General features: G+C 66.8%; 18 protein-coding genes. 14 read left to right on the top strand and 4 right to left on the bottom strand.

The window, feature by feature from the left end; genetic code table 11:
• Positions 1-8: 8 nt before the first annotated feature.
• A complete protein-coding gene (locus tag ASG67_RS00240; RefSeq protein WP_056523690.1) occupies positions 9-1,607 on the top strand; it encodes a peptide MFS transporter in 1,599 nt (532 codons plus the stop codon).
• 184 nt (positions 1,608-1,791) lie between these two features.
• Here the strand turns inward: ASG67_RS00240 and ASG67_RS00235 are convergent, their stop codons facing one another.
• Both ASG67_RS00235 and ASG67_RS00230 read right to left on the bottom strand, forming a co-directional pair.
• Positions 1,792-2,784, bottom strand: a complete 993-nt coding sequence (locus tag ASG67_RS00235; RefSeq protein WP_056523685.1) for an aldo/keto reductase — start codon at positions 2,782-2,784, stop codon at positions 1,792-1,794.
• A complete protein-coding gene (locus ASG67_RS00230) occupies positions 2,759-4,036 on the bottom strand; it encodes a dicarboxylate/amino acid:cation symporter (protein ID WP_056523682.1) in 1,278 nt (425 codons plus the stop codon). Before ASG67_RS00230 ends, ASG67_RS00235 begins: the two co-directional genes overlap by 26 nt.
• A gap of 67 nt (positions 4,037-4,103) precedes the next feature.
• Here ASG67_RS00230 and glmM point away from each other — a divergent pair, with 67 nt between their 5' ends.
• The 8 genes from glmM (at position 4,104) to ASG67_RS00190 (ending at position 11,083) form a co-directional block, all read left to right on the top strand.
• Entirely contained in the window at positions 4,104-5,441 is a 1,338-nt protein-coding gene (glmM, locus tag ASG67_RS00225) for a phosphoglucosamine mutase (protein WP_056523680.1), read from the top strand.
• A complete protein-coding gene (locus ASG67_RS00220) occupies positions 5,441-5,641 on the top strand; it encodes a DUF1272 domain-containing protein (protein ID WP_056523677.1) in 201 nt (66 codons plus the stop codon). Before glmM ends, ASG67_RS00220 begins: the two co-directional genes overlap by 1 nt.
• Positions 5,638-6,456, top strand: coding sequence for a bifunctional hydroxymethylpyrimidine kinase/phosphomethylpyrimidine kinase (gene thiD / locus ASG67_RS00215; RefSeq protein ID WP_056523673.1), 819 nt, complete (start codon positions 5,638-5,640; stop codon positions 6,454-6,456). The genes ASG67_RS00220 and thiD overlap by 4 nt, the downstream gene beginning before the upstream one ends.
• Before the next feature lies 1 nt (position 6,457).
• Entirely contained in the window at positions 6,458-7,066 is a 609-nt protein-coding gene (locus ASG67_RS00210) for a ribonuclease HII (protein ID WP_056523670.1), read from the top strand.
• Positions 7,067-7,305: 239 nt separating this feature from the next.
• Positions 7,306-8,400 (top strand): site-specific DNA-methyltransferase, encoded by a 1,095-nt coding sequence (locus ASG67_RS00205; protein WP_414887418.1) that lies wholly within the window; start codon positions 7,306-7,308, stop codon positions 8,398-8,400.
• Positions 8,397-9,449, top strand: a complete 1,053-nt coding sequence (folP, locus tag ASG67_RS00200) for a dihydropteroate synthase (RefSeq protein WP_056526098.1) — start codon at positions 8,397-8,399, stop codon at positions 9,447-9,449. Before ASG67_RS00205 ends, folP begins: the two co-directional genes overlap by 4 nt.
• 49 nt (positions 9,450-9,498) lie before the next feature.
• On the top strand, positions 9,499-10,383 hold the full coding sequence (locus ASG67_RS00195; RefSeq protein WP_056523663.1) for a bestrophin family protein: 885 nt from the start codon (positions 9,499-9,501) through the stop codon (positions 10,381-10,383).
• A gap of 40 nt (positions 10,384-10,423) precedes the next feature.
• Entirely contained in the window at positions 10,424-11,083 is a 660-nt protein-coding gene (locus tag ASG67_RS00190) for an MBL fold metallo-hydrolase (protein ID WP_056523660.1), read from the top strand.
• Between the two features lie 63 nt (positions 11,084-11,146).
• Here the strand turns inward: ASG67_RS00190 and ASG67_RS00185 are convergent, their stop codons facing one another.
• Positions 11,147-12,784 (bottom strand): M28 family peptidase, encoded by a 1,638-nt coding sequence (locus tag ASG67_RS00185; protein WP_056523656.1) that lies wholly within the window; start codon positions 12,782-12,784, stop codon positions 11,147-11,149.
• Between the two features lie 173 nt (positions 12,785-12,957).
• On the opposite strand from ASG67_RS00185, the gene rpmF reads away from it, so the two are divergent.
• The 5 genes from rpmF (at position 12,958) to ASG67_RS00160 (ending at position 16,022) form a co-directional block, all read left to right on the top strand.
• Positions 12,958-13,137, top strand: coding sequence for a 50S ribosomal protein L32 (rpmF, locus tag ASG67_RS00180; protein WP_056523654.1), 180 nt, complete (start codon positions 12,958-12,960; stop codon positions 13,135-13,137).
• Between the two features lie 24 nt (positions 13,138-13,161).
• Positions 13,162-14,220, top strand: coding sequence for a phosphate acyltransferase PlsX (gene plsX, locus ASG67_RS00175; protein WP_056523651.1), 1,059 nt, complete (start codon positions 13,162-13,164; stop codon positions 14,218-14,220).
• Entirely contained in the window at positions 14,217-15,185 is a 969-nt protein-coding gene (locus ASG67_RS00170) for a beta-ketoacyl-ACP synthase III (RefSeq protein ID WP_056523647.1), read from the top strand. Before plsX ends, ASG67_RS00170 begins: the two co-directional genes overlap by 4 nt.
• Positions 15,186-15,303: 118 nt before the next feature.
• Entirely contained in the window at positions 15,304-15,612 is a 309-nt protein-coding gene (locus ASG67_RS00165; protein ID WP_056523644.1) for an integration host factor subunit alpha, read from the top strand.
• A 5-nt stretch (positions 15,613-15,617) separates the two neighbouring features.
• Positions 15,618-16,022, top strand: coding sequence for a MerR family transcriptional regulator (locus tag ASG67_RS00160; RefSeq protein ID WP_056523642.1), 405 nt, complete (start codon positions 15,618-15,620; stop codon positions 16,020-16,022).
• Between the two features lie 2 nt (positions 16,023-16,024).
• Here ASG67_RS00160 and mtnP read toward each other — a convergent pair whose 3' ends face one another.
• Positions 16,025-16,894 (bottom strand): S-methyl-5'-thioadenosine phosphorylase, encoded by an 870-nt coding sequence (gene mtnP / locus ASG67_RS00155; protein ID WP_056523639.1) that lies wholly within the window; start codon positions 16,892-16,894, stop codon positions 16,025-16,027.
• Positions 16,895-16,898 lie beyond the last annotated feature (4 nt).

Genomic DNA, 16,898 nt, shown 5'->3' with positions numbered 1-16,898 from the left:
AAAAGCGTATGGCGACAGTGATGCAGGGCGGCGGGGTGCCGCCGCATGCGAAGACGTTTCTGGGGCATCCGCGTGGCCTGTACCTGCTGTTCTTCGCCGAGATGTGGGAGCGTTTCTCCTATTACGGCATGCGCGCCATTCTGGTGTTCTACCTCACCAAGCATTTCCTGTTCACCGAGCAGCCGGCCTATGCGGTGTACGGCGCCTATACGTCGATGGTGTACATCACGCCGATCCTGGGCGGGTGGCTGGCGGACCGGTATCTGGGCGCGCGCAAGGCGGTGCTGGCCGGCGGTGTGCTTATCACCACCGGCCATCTGCTGATTGCGCTGGTCGAGGGACCAGTGGGGGTCCGCGGCACGGCGATGGAGGGATTCTACGCCGGCCTCGCCTTCATCATCGTCGGCACGGGATTCCTGAAGGCCAATATCTCGGTGCTGGTCGGGCAGTTGTATCCGCGTGACGACCTCCGTCGCGATGGTGCTTTCTCGATCTTCTACATGGGCATCAACACCGGCGCCTTTGCCGGGCCGATCATCGTCGGCGTGCTGGGAGAGACGGTGGGCTGGAACTGGGGCTTCGGCGCGGCGGGCATCGGCATGGCGCTGGGACTGGTGGCGTTCGTCCTGTTTAAACCGGCGCTGCACGGCGTCGGCGCACCGCCATCGGCCGAACGGTTGAGCGCACGTGGGCCGATCGGTCTGTCGCAGGAATGGACGATCTATCTGGCGGCACTCGGCGGTGTGGCCGCGTCGTGGTGGCTGGTGCGTAACCAGGGCGTGGTCGGCACCGCGTTGATCGTCGCGGCCATCGGCACAATCGGGTACATCCTGTGGACCGCCGTTGTCCGCCTGCCGCGCGAGGACCGCGACCGCATCTTCGCCGCGATGTTCCTGATCGCGCTGTGCCCCTTGTTCTGGGCGCTGTTCGAGCAGACCGGATCGTCGCTGAACGTCTACACCGACCAGCAGGTCGACCGCACGATGCTGGGCTGGACGATTCCGGCAACGGTGTTCCAGTCGGTCAATCCGTTCTTCATCATCACGCTGGCGCCGCTGTTCGGCGCGCTGTGGATCAAGCTTGCCCGGCGCGGGCTGGAGCCGAGTGCGCCGCTGAAGTTCGGGCTCGGCCTGATCCTCGTCGGCGCGGGTTTCTTCGTGCTGACTTGGGGCGCGCCGGCCGAAGGACTGACGCCGGCGATCTTCGTCATCCTGCTCTATATGCTGCACTCGATCGGCGAGCTGTGCTTCTCGCCCGTCGGCCTGTCGTCGATGACGCGGCTGTCGGTGCCGCAGATGACCGGCCTGATGATGGGGACGTGGTTCCTGTCGACCGCGGCAGGCAATTTCCTCGCCGGTCTGATTGCGCAGGCGACCGGTGGCGAGGGGGCCGGGCCGTCGCAGGTGCTGGAGGTGTATGGGCGGATCGGCTGGGTTTCGATCGGCATCGGTGTTGTCGTGCTGTTGCTGGCGCGGCCGGTGACGAAGCTGATGCACCTCGATACGCTGGGCAAGAGCGTGGACCATGGGCTGGCCGGCGATAAAGCGCTGGCGGAGCCGGCGGCGGCGGGTGTGGATACGCGGGGGGAACAGACGCCGCGGCGGTAGCGCTTCCCCCCTCTCCCGGTGGGAGAGGGGTTTTGCCGCGGAAAGTCCCGAAAGTCACACCTGCGTACGCGCGGGCGTGGGCGCGCAAGGGCGGACGGGTTGAACGGACGGTGAGAAAGAGCGGTGTCGCATCCTGAATACCGGGATGCGGCGGTGTAGGACATACACCGCCATCCCAGATCGATCAGATGCGCGTCATCGCCATCGCTTTTTCGCCATAACGCGGCCCGGCCGTGCCGCCGCGCGGAGCGGCGGCGTCCAGCTTCGTCAGATCGTCCGGCGTCAGCGTCACGTCTGCGGCCTTCATGCTGTCCTCCAGCGTCACGCGCCGCTTCGATCCGGGGATCGGCACGATGTCGTCGCCTTGGGCAAGCAACCATGCCAGCGCGATCTGCGCGGAGCTGGCGCCGTGGGCAACGGCGATGGTCTTCACCACGCCGACCATTTCCATGTTCCGGGCGAAGTTCTCCTCCGAATAGCGCGGATCGTTACGACGATAATCGCCCTCGGGCAGGTCGTCGCGGCTGGTGATCTGCCCGGTCAGGAAACCACGGCCGAGCGGGCTGTAGGGGACGAAGCCGATGCCGAGTTCGCGGCACACCGGCAGGATCGCCTCCTCCACGTCACGCTCCCATAGCGAATATTCGCTCTGCAACGCGGCGATGGGATGCGTGGCGGCGGCGCGGCGGATCGTGTCGACGCCGGCTTCGGACAGGCCGAGATGGCGGACCTTGCCCTCTGCCACCAGTTCGCCCATCGCGCCGACCGTATCCTCGATCGGCACATTGGGATCGACGCGATGCTGGTAAAGCAGGTCGATCGTCTCGACCCCCAGTCGCTTCAACGACCCTTCGCACGCGCGCCGGACATTGGCGGGGGTGCTGTCGACGCCGGTCATGCCGTTTTCATCGTAGCGGAAGCCAAATTTGGTCGCGATGACGACGCCATCGCGCTTGCCCCGGATCGCGCGGCCGAGCAGTTCCTCGTTGACCAGCGGGCCATAGATTTCGGCCGTGTCGAACAGCGTGACACCCAGTTCGATCGCACGGTGGAGAGTAGCGATGCTCTCGTCGGCGTTCGCCGCGCCGTACATGCCCTTCCCGATCCCGGCCATTGGCATGCAGCCGAGGCCGAGGGCGGATACTTCGAAATCAGGGCCGAGGGTGCGGTATTTCATGCGGAATCTCCTGCGCGCCGCCCTCCTGTGCGCCGGTGCGGGCAGCGACGGAGAGGGTAACGGCGGTATCCATCGTGACGTTCCCGACGGTGCGGAACAGGTCGGGCACGGTTTCGACCGCGATCAACAGCCCGAGCGCCTCGATCGGCACGCCCATGGCGATGGCGACCGGCGCAACCGAGGCGATGAAACTGATCGTGCCGGGCAGGCTGATCGATCCCATCGTCGTGATCGCCGCGGTTGCAATGCCCGCCGCCATCTGGCCGGGACCGAGATGCACGCCCATCAAATGCCCGACATAGAGCGCAACCGACAGGTTCATCGCCGGGCTGGTCGCGCGAAATACCGCGACCGACAACGGCAGCACGATGCCGGCGGTGGCGGGCGCGGCGCCGAGATCGGTCGATGCCTTCAACATGGCGGGCAGCGAGGCGAGCGAGGATTGCGTGCTGATCGCCACCGCCTGCGCCGGCGCCACCGCACGGGCGAAGCGCGACAGCCGCATCCGCCCGCCGACCGCCGCAACCGGATAGGCCGACAGCAACACAATGACGCCGATCGCCGAGACGCAGACGATGTAATGCGCCAGCGCCCCGAACACCGCCGTCCCCGTCCGCGCGCCGACGCTGTAGGCGAGCGCGAAGATGCCGATCGGGGCCAGTTTCAGCACCCAGCCGATCAGCACCAGCAGCGCATCGACCACCGCCCGGAAGAACCCAGTCAACAGGTCGCGCTGCGCCGGCGGCAGCCGGTTGATCGCGAAGGCGAAGGCCAGCGAGAACACGGTGAGCGGCAGGAACGCATCGCCCGCCGCCGCCGCAACCACGTTGGTCGGCACGATCGTGTCGAAGAATGCGCCGATCCCCGGCACCGTCCCGACCGGCGGCGCATCCGTCAGCGCCGCGCGCAACGCCTGCGCCAGTGCCGGCGGCAACGGCCACAGATCGATGATGATCGGCATGACGAACGCCGCCATGATCGTGGTGCTCCATAGGATGACGACGATCATCGCCAGCGCGCGGGCGGTGATGCGCCCGGCGCGGGCCGCCTCCGCCGTCGCGCCGATGCCGGTGATCAGCAGGCCGACGATCAGCGGCACGATCACCATCTGCAAGCCGTGCAACCACGCGGTGCCGATCGGCTGCGTCACCGCCGTCGCCGCGATCGCGCGTTCCGGCGCCAGCGCGGCGGCGAGGATGCCGATCACGATGCCGGCGATCAGTGCCGATAATATCCTGCTCGTCTGCGACATGCTCGCCCTTCGCGTTCGGGCGCGCTATCAGCGCCGACGACCGATAGTCGGACGGGAAAGCGGGCAAATGGCAAGGAAATATTTCGGCACCGACGGAATTCGCGGCGCCACCAACACCGGCGCGATGACCGCGGCGATGGCGATGAAGGTCGGCATGGCGGCCGGCGCGTACTTCCTGCGCGGCAGCCACAAGCACCGGGTGGTGATCGGCAAGGACACGCGGCTGTCGGGGTATATGCTGGAATCGGCACTAGTCGCGGGCTTCACCGCGGTGGGCATGGACGTGGTGATGACCGGGCCGCTGCCCACCCCCGCCATCGCGATGCTGACCCAGTCAATGCGCGCCGATATCGGCGTGATGATCTCCGCCAGCCATAACCCCTATGCCGATAACGGCATCAAGCTGTTTGGGCCGGATGGGTACAAGCTGTCCGACGAGGCCGAGGAGGCGATCGAGGCGCTGATCGACAGCGACGTTCCCCTTGCCCCCTCCGACCATATCGGCCGCGCGCGCCGGGTGGACGATGCCGCCGGCCGATACATCCACTTCGCCAAGTCGACCTTTCCCGAGAATCTGCGCCTCGACGGGATGCGCGTGGTGATCGATTGCGCGAACGGTGCCGCCTACAAGGTCGCACCGGCTGCGCTGTGGGAACTGGGTGCCGACATCATCCCGATCGGCGTGACGCCCAACGGCGCCAACATCAACGACGGCGTCGGATCGACCGCGCCGGATGCGCTCGCCGAGACGGTGGTCGCGGCGGGCGCGGATATCGGCATCGCGCTGGACGGCGATGCCGACCGGCTGATCGTGGTCGATGAACGCGGCCGGGTGGTCGATGGCGACCAGTTGATGGCGACGATCGCCGCCGCCTGGGCGCGACGCGGCAAGCTGGCGGGCGGTGGCCTGGTCGCCACGGTTATGTCTAACCTCGGGCTGGAGCGGCATCTGTCGGCGCAGGGGCTGGGCCTGGTCCGCACCAAGGTGGGCGACCGCTATGTGCTGGAGGCCATGCGGTCACGCGGGTTCAACGTTGGTGGCGAACAGTCCGGGCACATCATCCTGTCGGATTACGGCACCACCGGCGACGGTCTGGTCGCGGCGTTGCAGATCCTGGCCGAGGTGAAGCGCGCGGGCGCGCCGGCCAGTGAGGTGCTGCACCGCTTCGACCCCCTGCCCCAATTGCTGAAGAACGTGCGCTTCGCCGGCGGCAAGCCGCTCGACAACGACGCAGTGAAGGCGACGATCGCAGAGGCGGAGGCCGAACTGCTCGGCCGTGGTCGCCTCGTCATCCGGGCGTCGGGTACAGAGCCGGTGATCCGGGTGATGGCGGAGGGCGACGACGCGGCCCAGGTCGAACGGCTGGTCGATCGCATCTGCGATGCCGTGCGGGCTGCCGCCTGATGCTGGCGATGAAACCCGATTGCGAGCGGTGCGGCACCGATCTGCCCGCATCGGCGCCGGGGGCGTTCATCTGCTCGTTCGAATGCACGTTCTGCGCGGAATGCGCGGATGAACTGGACGAGCGCTGTCCGAATTGCCGTGGCGAATTGGTCGATCGGCCGACGCGGGCGAAGGCGGCGACGCCCCCGGCCGCCGCATGACGATCGCCCGCGTCCTGATCGTCGCCGGATCGGATTCGGGCGGGGGCGCCGGTATCCAGGCGGATATCAAAACGGTAACGATGCTCGGCGGCCATGCGATGACCGCCATCACCGCGATCACCGCACAGAACACGCTGGGCGTGCAGGCGGTGCATCCAGTGCCGACCGAGATGGTCGTCGCGCAGATGCAGTCGGTGATCGACGATCTGGGCGTCGATGCGGTGAAGATCGGGATGATCGGATCGGCCGAGACGGCGCAGGCGGTGGTGGGTGTGCTAGAGCGGCTGTCGGTGCCGGTCGTGTTCGATCCGGTCATGATCGCGACGAGCGGCGCGACGCTGGCCGACGAAGCGACGATCGCCGCGTTCGGACGGTTGATGCGGATCGCCGCGGTGGTGACGCCGAACCTTCCCGAACTGGCGGCGCTCGGTGGCGAGGCAGTCGTTCGCGCAAGCGGTGCGGCGCTACTCGTCAAAGGTGGGCATGGCGAAGGCCAGAAAATCGAAGATCGACTGGTCGCCGATGAGGGCGAAACCGTGTGGACGCATGGTCGCATCGATACCGTCCATAGCCACGGGACTGGATGCACGCTGGCAAGCGGAATCGCTACTGGTCTGGCGCAGAACATGACCTTATCCGACGCGTGCGACCGGGCGATCGCGTACGTGCAGTCCGCTTTGGCGACTGCGCCGAACATTGGCGGAGGCCATGGACCTATGGGTCACGCACTCGCACTCACCCCATATTACCATCTGTTGGCTGCTGCTGATTCAGATGGCTGGGACGCCAGCGCTTTCGCTGCAAAGTGGTCCTGACATGCCCGGCCTGAAACACGAGAAGCTCTGTCTCGGCCCGGTCGTCGGCGTGGACGAGGCGGGGCGTGGGCCGCTGGCGGGGCCGGTCGTGGCCGCGGCCGTCATCCTGCCGCCCAAAGGCGTGCCGCGCGGGATTGATGATTCGAAGAAATTGTCGGCCAGCGAGCGGGAGCGGTTGTGCGGGCGCCTGAAAGGCTGCGCGATCGTCGGCATCGGGATCGTCGAGGCGGACGAGATCGATCGACTCAACATCTATTGGGCGACGATGAAGGCGATGACGATCGCGGTCGATGCGGTGGCCGAACTGTTGGGCGCGGTGCCGGGACACGTGCTGGTCGATGGCAACCGCCTGCCGCGCTGGAGCTATGCCGCGACGCCGCTGGTCGGGGGGGACGCCAAGAGCCTGTCAATCGCCGCCGCCTCGATCGTCGCCAAGCACACGCGCGACCAGATGATGATCGCTCACGCCGCCACCTATCCACATTACAACTGGCATTCCAACAAGGGGTATGGCTGCGCGAAGCATCTGGCCGCGCTGCGCGATCATGGTCCGACCCCGCTCCACCGGTACAGCTTCGCGCCGGTCGCGCAGGCGGTTCTGCCGCTTTGACCGGCTCTTGAGTCTTTAGAGTCACACTCGCAAGCGCTTGGGCGTCGATGGACGGTAATGCGCAAGATGTTGGTGCCGGGTCGGCCCCTCATCCATGGTTCATCGCCGGGCGGCAGATGTCTCTTCACAATCATCGCTTGACGACATCTGCCGGTTCGCCACGATAAGGGCGACGAAGGGGACGGACATTGGGGGCAATTACAACGATCGCGCGGCCACGCGCCAAGGCGAAGGAGTCGCTGGCGGTGGAACCGTCGGGGCCGCTGCCGCTCAACCGCATCCTAATGGGCGACTGCATCGCGCATATGCGGTCCCTGCCGCCCAAGTCGGTCGACATGGTTTTCGCCGATCCGCCCTATAACCTGCAACTGGGCGGCGAGCTGTTCCGCCCGGATGGCAGCCATGTCGATGCCGTCACCGACGAATGGGACAAGTTCGACACCTTCGCCGCCTATGACGCGTTCACCCGCGCCTGGCTGGCCGAGGCGCATCGTATCCTGAAGGATGACGGCACGATCTGGGTGATCGGCAGCTATCACAACATCTTCCGCGTCGGCGTGGCCGTGCAGGATCTGGGATACTGGATCCTGAACGACATCGTGTGGCGGAAAGCCAATCCGATGCCCAATTTCCGCGGCACCCGCTTCACCAACGCGCACGAGACGCTGATCTGGGCGTCAAAGGGCGAAAAGGCGAAATACACCTTCAACTATCGTTCGATGAAGACGCTGAACGACGAGCTTCAGATGCGGTCGGACTGGGAATTCCCGATCTGCGGTGGGCAGGAACGGTTGAAGAAGGACGGCACGAAGGTACATCCGACCCAGAAGCCCGAGGCCCTGCTATACCGCATCCTGCTGGCCTGCACGAAGCCGGGCGATGTGGTGCTCGATCCGTTCTTCGGCACCGGCACGACGGGCGCGGTGGCCAAGCGGCTGGGCCGGCACTGGATCGGGATCGAGCGCGAGACCGGCTATATCGATGCCGCCGAGGAGCGGATCGCCACCGCCCTACCGCTCGACGAATCGGCGCTCGCAACGATGCAGAGCCCGCGCCAGCAGCCGAAGGTCTCGTTCGGGACGCTGGTCGAGAACGGATATCTGACCCCCGGTGCGGTCCTGCACGACAGCAAGCGTCGGTTCCGCGTGACGATTCGCGCCGATGGATCGCTGCTGAGCGATTGCGGGGCAATCGGGTCGATCCACAAGCTGGGCGCGACGTTGCAGGGTTCGGCGGCGTGCAATGGCTGGACGTTCTGGCATCACGAGGCGGCGGGCAAGCTGCAACCGATCGACACGCTGCGCCAGACCTGGCTGCTGGCGACGCAGCCCTGATCGACTGGCTGCGCCCGGTCCGCTTCGTCGACACGCCCGTCGGGCTGGACGACGGCAGCGTCGCGCGACTGGCGGGCGGGCTGCAGTGGTTCGCCGCCTATGAGGTGAGCGAAGGCGGCCGGCGGCGGACGTTGCCGATCGCCGAGGGGGTTGCGCTGGGCGAGCGGGCGGCGCTGCTCCATGCGCGCATCGTCGCGAGCCGGCCGGCATTGACGATCGGCGCGCGGACGCTCCGGTTCGATCAGCCGCAGGTGGCGGGCATCCTGAACGTGACGCCGGACAGCTTTTCCGATGGCGGCCAGCATGTCGACGATCCCGAAAGCGCGGCGGCAGCGGGGGTGGCGATGCTGGCGGCTGGCGCGGCATTGGTCGATCTGGGTGGCGAATCGACGCGGCCGGGGGCGACGGCGGTGTGGGAAGGCGACGAGATCGCCCGCACGGTGCCGGTGATCGAGCGGCTGGCAGGCAGTGGCGCGCTGGTGTCGATCGATACGCGCAAGGCCGCGGTGATGGAGGCGACGCTGGCGGCGGGGGCGGGCATCGTCAACGATGTGTCGGCCCTGTTGTGGGACGACCGGGCGCTGGACGTGGTGGCGCGGGCCGGCTGCCCGGTGGTCCTGATGCACTCGCCCGACCCCGCCAAGGGCGGGCATGGCCGGGTCGCCTATGCCGATGTGGTGGGCGAGGTGTTTGGCTGGCTGGAGGCGCGGATCGCAGCGGTCGTGGCGGCGGGCGTGGCGCGGGACCGGATTATCGTCGATCCCGGTATCGGTTTCGGCAAGTCGCTGGGCGACAATCTCGCGCTCATCAACGGGCTGGCGGCGTTCCACGGGCTCGGCTGCCCGATCATGCTGGGCGCCAGTCGCAAGCGGATGATCGGCGCGCTGGCGGACGAGGCACCGGTCGACCGACGTCTGGGCGGCAGCATCGCGCTGGCGCTGAAGGGAATCGAGGCGGGCGTGCAGTTGCTGCGCGTTCACGACGTGTTGGAAACGGTGCAGGCGGCGAAGATCTGGCGGGGATGGCGCGATCGCGCTCTGGTCGGTTGAACTCGATCGAGGTTAAGACGTTCGCACCTGCAACAAAGGGAATCGCCTGTTGATCGTCGCTGCCACCCCCCGCCTTGGCCGGATCGTGTCCGAAGTCTGGAAGCCGCTCATCATCCTGTTCGTGTGGGATGTGATTGTAACGGTCGCGTATTTCGTCCTGCCGTTCAAGGCGCCGACGCTGCCGCTGCCGCTGTTCGGCACCGCGCTCGCGCTGTTCCTCGGGTTTCGCGACAACTCAGCGTATGAGCGTTGGTGGGAGGGTCGGACCCTGTGGGGGGCGATGATCAATGCGTCGCGCAGCCTGTCGCGCGCGACCCGCAATTTCCTGCCCGATCCTGACGCCCATGACCTGAAACGGACCATCGTGCTGCGCCAGATCGCGTATGTGAACGCGCTGCGGTGTCAACTGCGCAAGCAGGATCGTGACGCCGAGGTTCTGCGCTTCTTGTCGCATGGGGAAGCGGAACCAGCCCTGAAACGGGTCAATGCCGCCAACGGCCTGCTCGACGGCACCGGCCGCCGTATCGCCGATGCCCAGCGCAAGGGCTGGATCGACACCATCCAGCAGACGCAGATGGAGGCGGTGCTAGTCGATATTGCCAACGCGCAAGGCGGGATGGAGCGGATCAAGAACACGCCGCTGCCCAACCAGTATCGGTTCTTCCCGACGCTGTTCACGCATCTGTTCTGCATCCTGTTGCCGATCGGACTGGTGGAGTCGCTGGGTTATGCCACGCCGCTGGGATCGACGATCGCCGGCTTGATGTTCCTGGCCGTGCTGCAGATCGGTGACGATCTGGTCGATCCGTTCGCCAATACGGTTCATGACGTGCCGCTGTCGGCGATGTGCCGCACGATCGAGATCGATCTGCTGCAATCGATCGGCGACGAGGCACCGGCCCCGATAACGCCTGACAAGGGCGTGTTGTGGTGACGGCGTTGACCGCCCTCGCTGGCCCGCGCAGACAGGCGGCATGAGCACCAACCCTCCCCTACGCGCCGTGATCGTGCCGGTGACGCCGCTGCAGCAGAATTGCACGCTCCTCTGGTGCACCGCGACGATGAAGGCGGCGGTGATCGATCCGGGCGGCGACCTGCCCCGCATCCATGCCGCCATCGCCGAGGCGGGGGTAATGGTGGAGAAGATCCTGCTGACCCATGGCCACATCGACCATGCCGGCGAGGCGAAGCCGCTGGCCGAGGAGCTGGGCGTGCCGATCGAGGGGCCGCATGAAGCGGACCGGTTCTGGCTGGCGCGGCTGGACGAGGATGGCCGCAATTACGGCATCCGGGGCGTGGTGTTCGAGCCCGATCGCTGGCTGGACGACGGCGACACGGTGACGGTCGGCGACTTGACGCTGGATGTGTATCTGACGCCGGGACACACGCCAGGCCATGTGATCTTCCACCATGCACCGTCGCAGTTCGCGCAGGTCGGCGACGTGCTGTTTCAGGGATCGATCGGGCGGACCGACTTCCCGCTGGGCAGCTTCGACGATCTGGTGACGTCGGTGACGCAGAAGCTATGGCTGCTGGGTGATGTGACGTTTATTCCGGGGCATGGCCAGCCGAGCACATTCGAGCATGAACGGCGGACGAACCCGTTCGTGGGGGATGCGGCACTGCGGTGGTGAGCCGCTGAGTTTGCGGTCAGGCCCACCCCGTGCCCCTCCCGGCGAGCGGGAGGGGCCCTTTTGTTAGCGGCGCGCGCTGGCTGTCTTGGCGCGAATCGCCTTGAATTCCGAGGTGTCACGCCACTCTGGCCACATCGTGCTGTTCGCCAGCGTCGCGCCGATCGAGCGGAGCAGGTCGACATCCGCCGCCGCGCCGCGCAGGTCCCAGTCGGCGCTCCACGCGTCGCAGGTCTGGTGATAGCAGCGCATATAGCCGTCCAGCCACGCCTGCCCCGCAGTACGCCCGCCGGTGACGAGATCGGGTGCGCCGCTGATCGCCATCAGCAACAGCGTCGGTACGCCGCGGCGCGCGACCGAGAAATGGTCGGCGCGATAGAACAGGCCGCGTTCGGGCAGCGCCTCCGGCGTCACCGTGCGCCCCTGGGCGGTGGCGGCGGTGGCGAGCATGTCCTCCAGCGCGTTCTGGCCATCGCCGACCAGCATCACATCGCGGGCGGGGCCGGCGGTCTGGAGGATGTCGAGCGTCAGGTTCGCGACCGTCTTGGCGGCCGGATAGACGGGATCGGCGGCATAGGTTTCGGAGCCGAGCAACCCGCGCTCCTCGCCCGTCCATAGCGCGAAGACCTGGGTGCGGGGCGTGCGCGGGGCCTTGGCGGCGACACGGGCAATGGCGAGGACGCCGGCGGTGCCGAGCGCGTCGTCATTGGCGCCGGGGCGGATGCGGCGGCCCTGCGCGTCCGGCGCACCCTCTCCGTAAGCGTCCCAATGCGCCCCGTACATCACAACCTCGTCCGCTCGGGTAGTGCCAGGTAGCTTGGCCAGCACGTTGCGGCTGGTCGCGCGCGTGAAGGTGACGGGCAGGTCGGCGGCGAAGCCGGCACCCGCCAGCGGTACGGGACGGAAATCGGCGCGACGGGCGGCGATTCGCTGTTGCGCGAGATCGAGACCGGCGGCGGCGAACATCCGGGTCGCCGCGGCTCCTTCCAGCCACCCCTGCAGCATTACGCGCGGGGCGGGCGGCTTGGCTACATCGTAATTCTCGCCAGCGGGTGCGGTGACGGTGTTCCAGCCATAACCGGCGCCGGGCGTGTCGTGGACGATCAGCGCGGCGATCGCGCCGCGGCGAGCCGCTTCCTCGAACTTATAGGTCCAGCGGCCGTAATAGGTCATGCGCCGGTTGCCGAACTTGCCCGCCACCGGCTCGCCCGCCGCCGCGTCGAAATCGGGATCGTTGACCAGGAAGACGGCGACCTTGCCCTTCAGGTCGACACCCTTGAAATCGTCCCAGCCACGCTCCGGCGCGCTGACGCCGTAGCCGACGAAGACCATCGGCGCGGCCGCCATCTGCGCGCGGGCGACGGGGCGGACGGTGCTGAGGTACACGTCGCGGCCCTGCACGAGCGCTGCGCCGTTCGCGGAGACGGTGCCGGTCCCCAGTTGCGTGCGAATCAGCGGCACGTCCTGCGTCCAGCTGCCGGCGCGACCACCGGGCTGCAGGCCAGCGGCCTTGAACTGCGCGATCAGCCAGTCGATAGTCTTTGTTTCGCCCGGCGTACCGGGCGCGCGGCCACCGAAATCGTTGGAGGCGAGCACCTTTACGTCAGCGGACAGCCGTTCGGGCGAGATCAGATCGGCGGGCACGGCCGCCCCCAGCAGGAGCGGCAGGGATAGCAGGCTGGCGATAGCGGCGGGACGGATCATGGACGCTCCTTTGACGAACATCCCGTGCCACCGCGGTCACGTGCTTGCAACATGAGCCGAAATCGCTATAGCGCCACGCTTCGCGATGCGTCCGGAATGTACGCGCGGCCTTATGGGTCGGGCAGCATTTCGCGTCGCATCCTTCAACTGATTCAAGACCATAAGGTGCCGCAATGGCCGTCCCCAAAAGAAAGACTTCGCCCTCCAAGCGCGGCATGCGTCGCGGTCACGATTCGCTGACCGTCGCGGCATTCCAGGAGTGCCCGAATTGTGGTGAGCTGAAGCGTCCGCACATCCTGTGCACGTCGTGCGGCCATTACAACGGCCGTGAGGTCGTGTCGGTCGAGGCGTAAGCCACACCGAACGGACATACGCTGATGACGGACCAGCCCTGCATCGCCATCGACGCGATGGGCGGTGATGAAGGGCTGGCAGTGATGCTCGCCGGGGTTGCGCGTGCGCGGCGCCGGTACGAGGATCAGTTCTCGATGCATTTCCTGCTGGTCGGTGACGAGCAGGCGATTCGGGCTGAGCTGACAAGCCATCCCAATCTAAGCGCGCATTCCGAGATCATCCATGCCCCCGAAGTCGTCGGGTCGAGCGAGAAGCCCGGCCAGGCGATGCGTCGTGCCAAGACGACATCGATGGGTATCGCGATCGACCTGGTCAAAAAGGGTCGAGCGCATGCCGCCGTGTCGTCGGGCAATACCGGCGCGCTGATGGCGATGGCGAAACTGTCGCTGCGCATGTTGCCGGGCATTGATCGGCCAGCGCTCGCCGCGCCGCTGCCCACGCTAGGTGACAACGACGTGGTGATGCTCGACCTGGGTGCAAACACCGAGTGCGATGTGCGCAACCTCGTCCAGTTCGCGGTGATGGGTGCTGCCTATGCACGCACCACGCTCGATCTGGAGCGACCGCGTGTGGCGCTGCTGAACATCGGGTCCGAGGATCAGAAGGGTACCGAAGAAATCCGCGCGGCGGCCAGCGAACTGCGCGCGGCGACGCATCTGCCGCTCGCGTTCACCGGCTTCGTCGAGGGCGACAAGCTGGCGCGCGGCAATCACGACGTGATCGTGTGCGACGGTTTTGCCGGCAACATCGCGCTGAAGACTGCCGAGGGAACCGCGCGATTCGTCGCCGATCTGTTGAAGCGTGCCTTTACCAGCTCGACCCGGTCGAAAATCGGCTTCCTGATCTCTCGTCCGGCGACGCAGTTGTTGCGCGATCACCTCGACCCCAACAACCACAATGGCGCGGTCTTTCTGGGCCTGAAGGGCATCGTCGTGAAGAGCCATGGCAGCGCCAACGAGCTGGGCGTGGCGACCGCGATCGGCAATGCCGCCAAGATGGTGCGCAACGACCTGACGCGCCGGATTGCCGAGGACCTGGGGCTGGATCACCAGCCGACCGCCGTCGAAAAGGCCACGACATGATCCGCGCGGTGGTGACGGGCACGGGCTCCGCCCTGCCAGCACGGCGGGTGTCGAACGCCGAACTGGCGGAGCAGGTCGATACCAGCGACGAATGGATCGTCGAGCGCACCGGCATCCGGTTCCGTCATCTCGCCGGCCCGGACGAGACGACCGCGACGCTGGCCCGTGATGCATCGATTGCGGCGATCGCGGCGGCTGGGCTGCAGGCGGACCAGATCGACCTGATCGTGCTGGCGACCGCGACCCCGGACCAGACCTTTCCCGCCACCGCCACCAAGGTGCAGGCGATGCTGGGCATCGACGATTGCGTCGCTTTCGACGTGGCGGCGGTGTGTTCGGGCTTCCTCTATGCGGTGCAGGTCGCCGATTCGATGATCCGTGGCGGTGTGTACCGGCGCGCGCTGGTGATTGGTGCGGAGACGTTCAGCCGCCTGCTCGACTGGGAGGATCGCACCACCTGCGTGCTGTTCGGCGACGGCGCCGGCGCGATCGTGCTGGAGGCGCAGGAGAGCGTCGAGGCGGACGGACGCGGCATCCTGGCGACGAAGCTGCACGCGGATGGGCGGCACAACGGCCTGCTTTACGTCGATGGCGGCGTGTCCACGACAGGCACGGTCGGCAAGCTGCGGATGAAGGGGCGCGAGGTGTTTCGACACGCGGTGACCAATCTGGCCGCAGTGATGACCGAGACGCTGGCGATCGCGGGGATCAAGTCGGCCGATGTCGACTGGGTCGTGCCGCATCAGGCAAATGCCCGTATCCTGGATGCGACCGCGCGCAAGCTGGGACTGGACCCCGACCGGGTGGTGGTGACGGTGGACCAGCACGCCAACACGTCGGCCGCTTCGGTGCCGTTGGCGCTTGATACTGCCGTGCGCGATGGCCGTGTGAAGCAGGACGATATCATCGTGCTGGAAGCGATGGGCGGCGGCTTTACCTGGGGCGCGGCCGTCATTCGCTTTTGATAACGACGAAATCAGCCCTTTTCCGGGTGATTTCGGTTACGAAACGACAATCACTCGCAAAGCCCTCTTTCGATCAGGCGGCGGCTTGTGTAGTCTCCCGATCCCAAGGGGATATGACATGACCGATGCCGGAACGCTGACTCGCGCCGACCTAGCCGAAGCGCTTCACCGCGAAGTGGGGCTGAGCCGCGCCGAATCGTCCAAGATCGTCGAACAGATCCTGGTCGAAATGTGCACGGCGCTGTCGAACGGCGAAAACGTCAAAATTTCTGGTTTCGGCACCTTCGTCCTGCGCGACAAGGGCGAGCGGGTCGGCCGCAATCCCAAGACCGGCGTCGAGGTGCCGATCGCACCCCGCCGCGTGCTGACGTTCCGCGCCAGCCAGATGATGCGCGACCGCATCGTCGCGGCCGAGGCGACCGGCTGATCGCCATGACGACGCCGACGCCGAAGGCGAACGGAGCCTTGCGGACGATCGGCGAACTGTCCGCCGAAACCGGCCTGCCGCATCATGTGCTGCGATATTGGGAAACGCGTTTCCCCTCGCTCAAGCCGATGCAGCGGGCCGGCAACCGGCGCTATTACCGGCCCGAGGATGCCGCACTGGTGCGCCGGATCGACCGGCTGCTGAACCATGAAGGCTATACGATCCGGGGCGTGCAGAAATTGCTCGCCGCCGAAACGGAGCCGGCGGAGGTGGTGGCGGTGGCTGCGCCGGTAGAAATCGACGCGGGCGATGCCGCCGCCATCAGCGAGATCGAGGCAGCGCTGAAGGCGATCCGGGCGATGCTGGCCGAAGCGCTGGCGGCAGACGAGCCGCGCTCACCCGTCCGCTGACGTCACGGGCGGAGCACTCGTCCGGCCACCGCGTCCAGCTTCGCTGCCAAGACGGGATCGCGCGCCGTTGACGGTGTGATGATCGCATGGTCGAGCACCCGGTCCAGCGGCGATGCGGTTCGCCCGGCTGGCAGGGCGCGGGCGAAGGTTTCGATCAGGCGGCGGGCGATCGTGCCATTCACCGTCATCTGTTCGATCACCTCGCTCACTTCCACAAACTCGGCTTCCTCGCGCCAGCAATCGTAATCGGTGACCATACCGACCAGTGCGTATGGCAGCTCCGCCTCGCGAGCGAGGCGCGCTTCGGGCATCGCGGTCATGCCGATGACGTCGGCGCCCCATTGCCGGTACATCATGCTTTCGGCGCGGGTGGAGAATTGCGGCCCCTCCATCGCCAGATAGGTCGCGTCCTTGGCCATCGTGCCGCCGGCCGCCTTGATCGCCTCCGCCGCGAAGGCCGACAGGCGCGGGCAGACCGGTTCCGCCATCGAGACATGCGCGACCAGCCCGGTGCCGAAGAAGCTGGCGGGACGACCGACGGTACGATCGATGAACTGGTCGACGACGACAAAGCGGCCCGGCTCCAGTTCCTCACGCAACGATCCGATCGACGATACGGCGAGCAGGTCAGTACACCCTGCTCGCTTCAGCGCATCGATGTTGGCGCGGGCGTTCACCTCCGACGGCGGCATGCGATGACCGCGGCCGTGGCGAGGCAGGAAGCGGAGGTGGACGTCGCCGATCCGGCCGAACAGGATCTGGTCCGATGGCGCGCCCCACGGCGTCTCGACATCACGCCATGCCGCATCCTCCAGCGCGTCGATCGCATAGAGGCCCGATCCGCCGATGATCCCGATCGTCCAGTCCGTCATGCCC

Origin of the sequence: Sphingomonas sp. Leaf339, from assembly GCF_001426195.1 — a bacterium.
Lineage (GTDB): Bacteria > Pseudomonadota > Alphaproteobacteria > Sphingomonadales > Sphingomonadaceae > Sphingomonas.
Note: the sequence above shows the minus strand (reverse complement) of the source record. Positions and strands in the feature narration are given on the sequence as shown.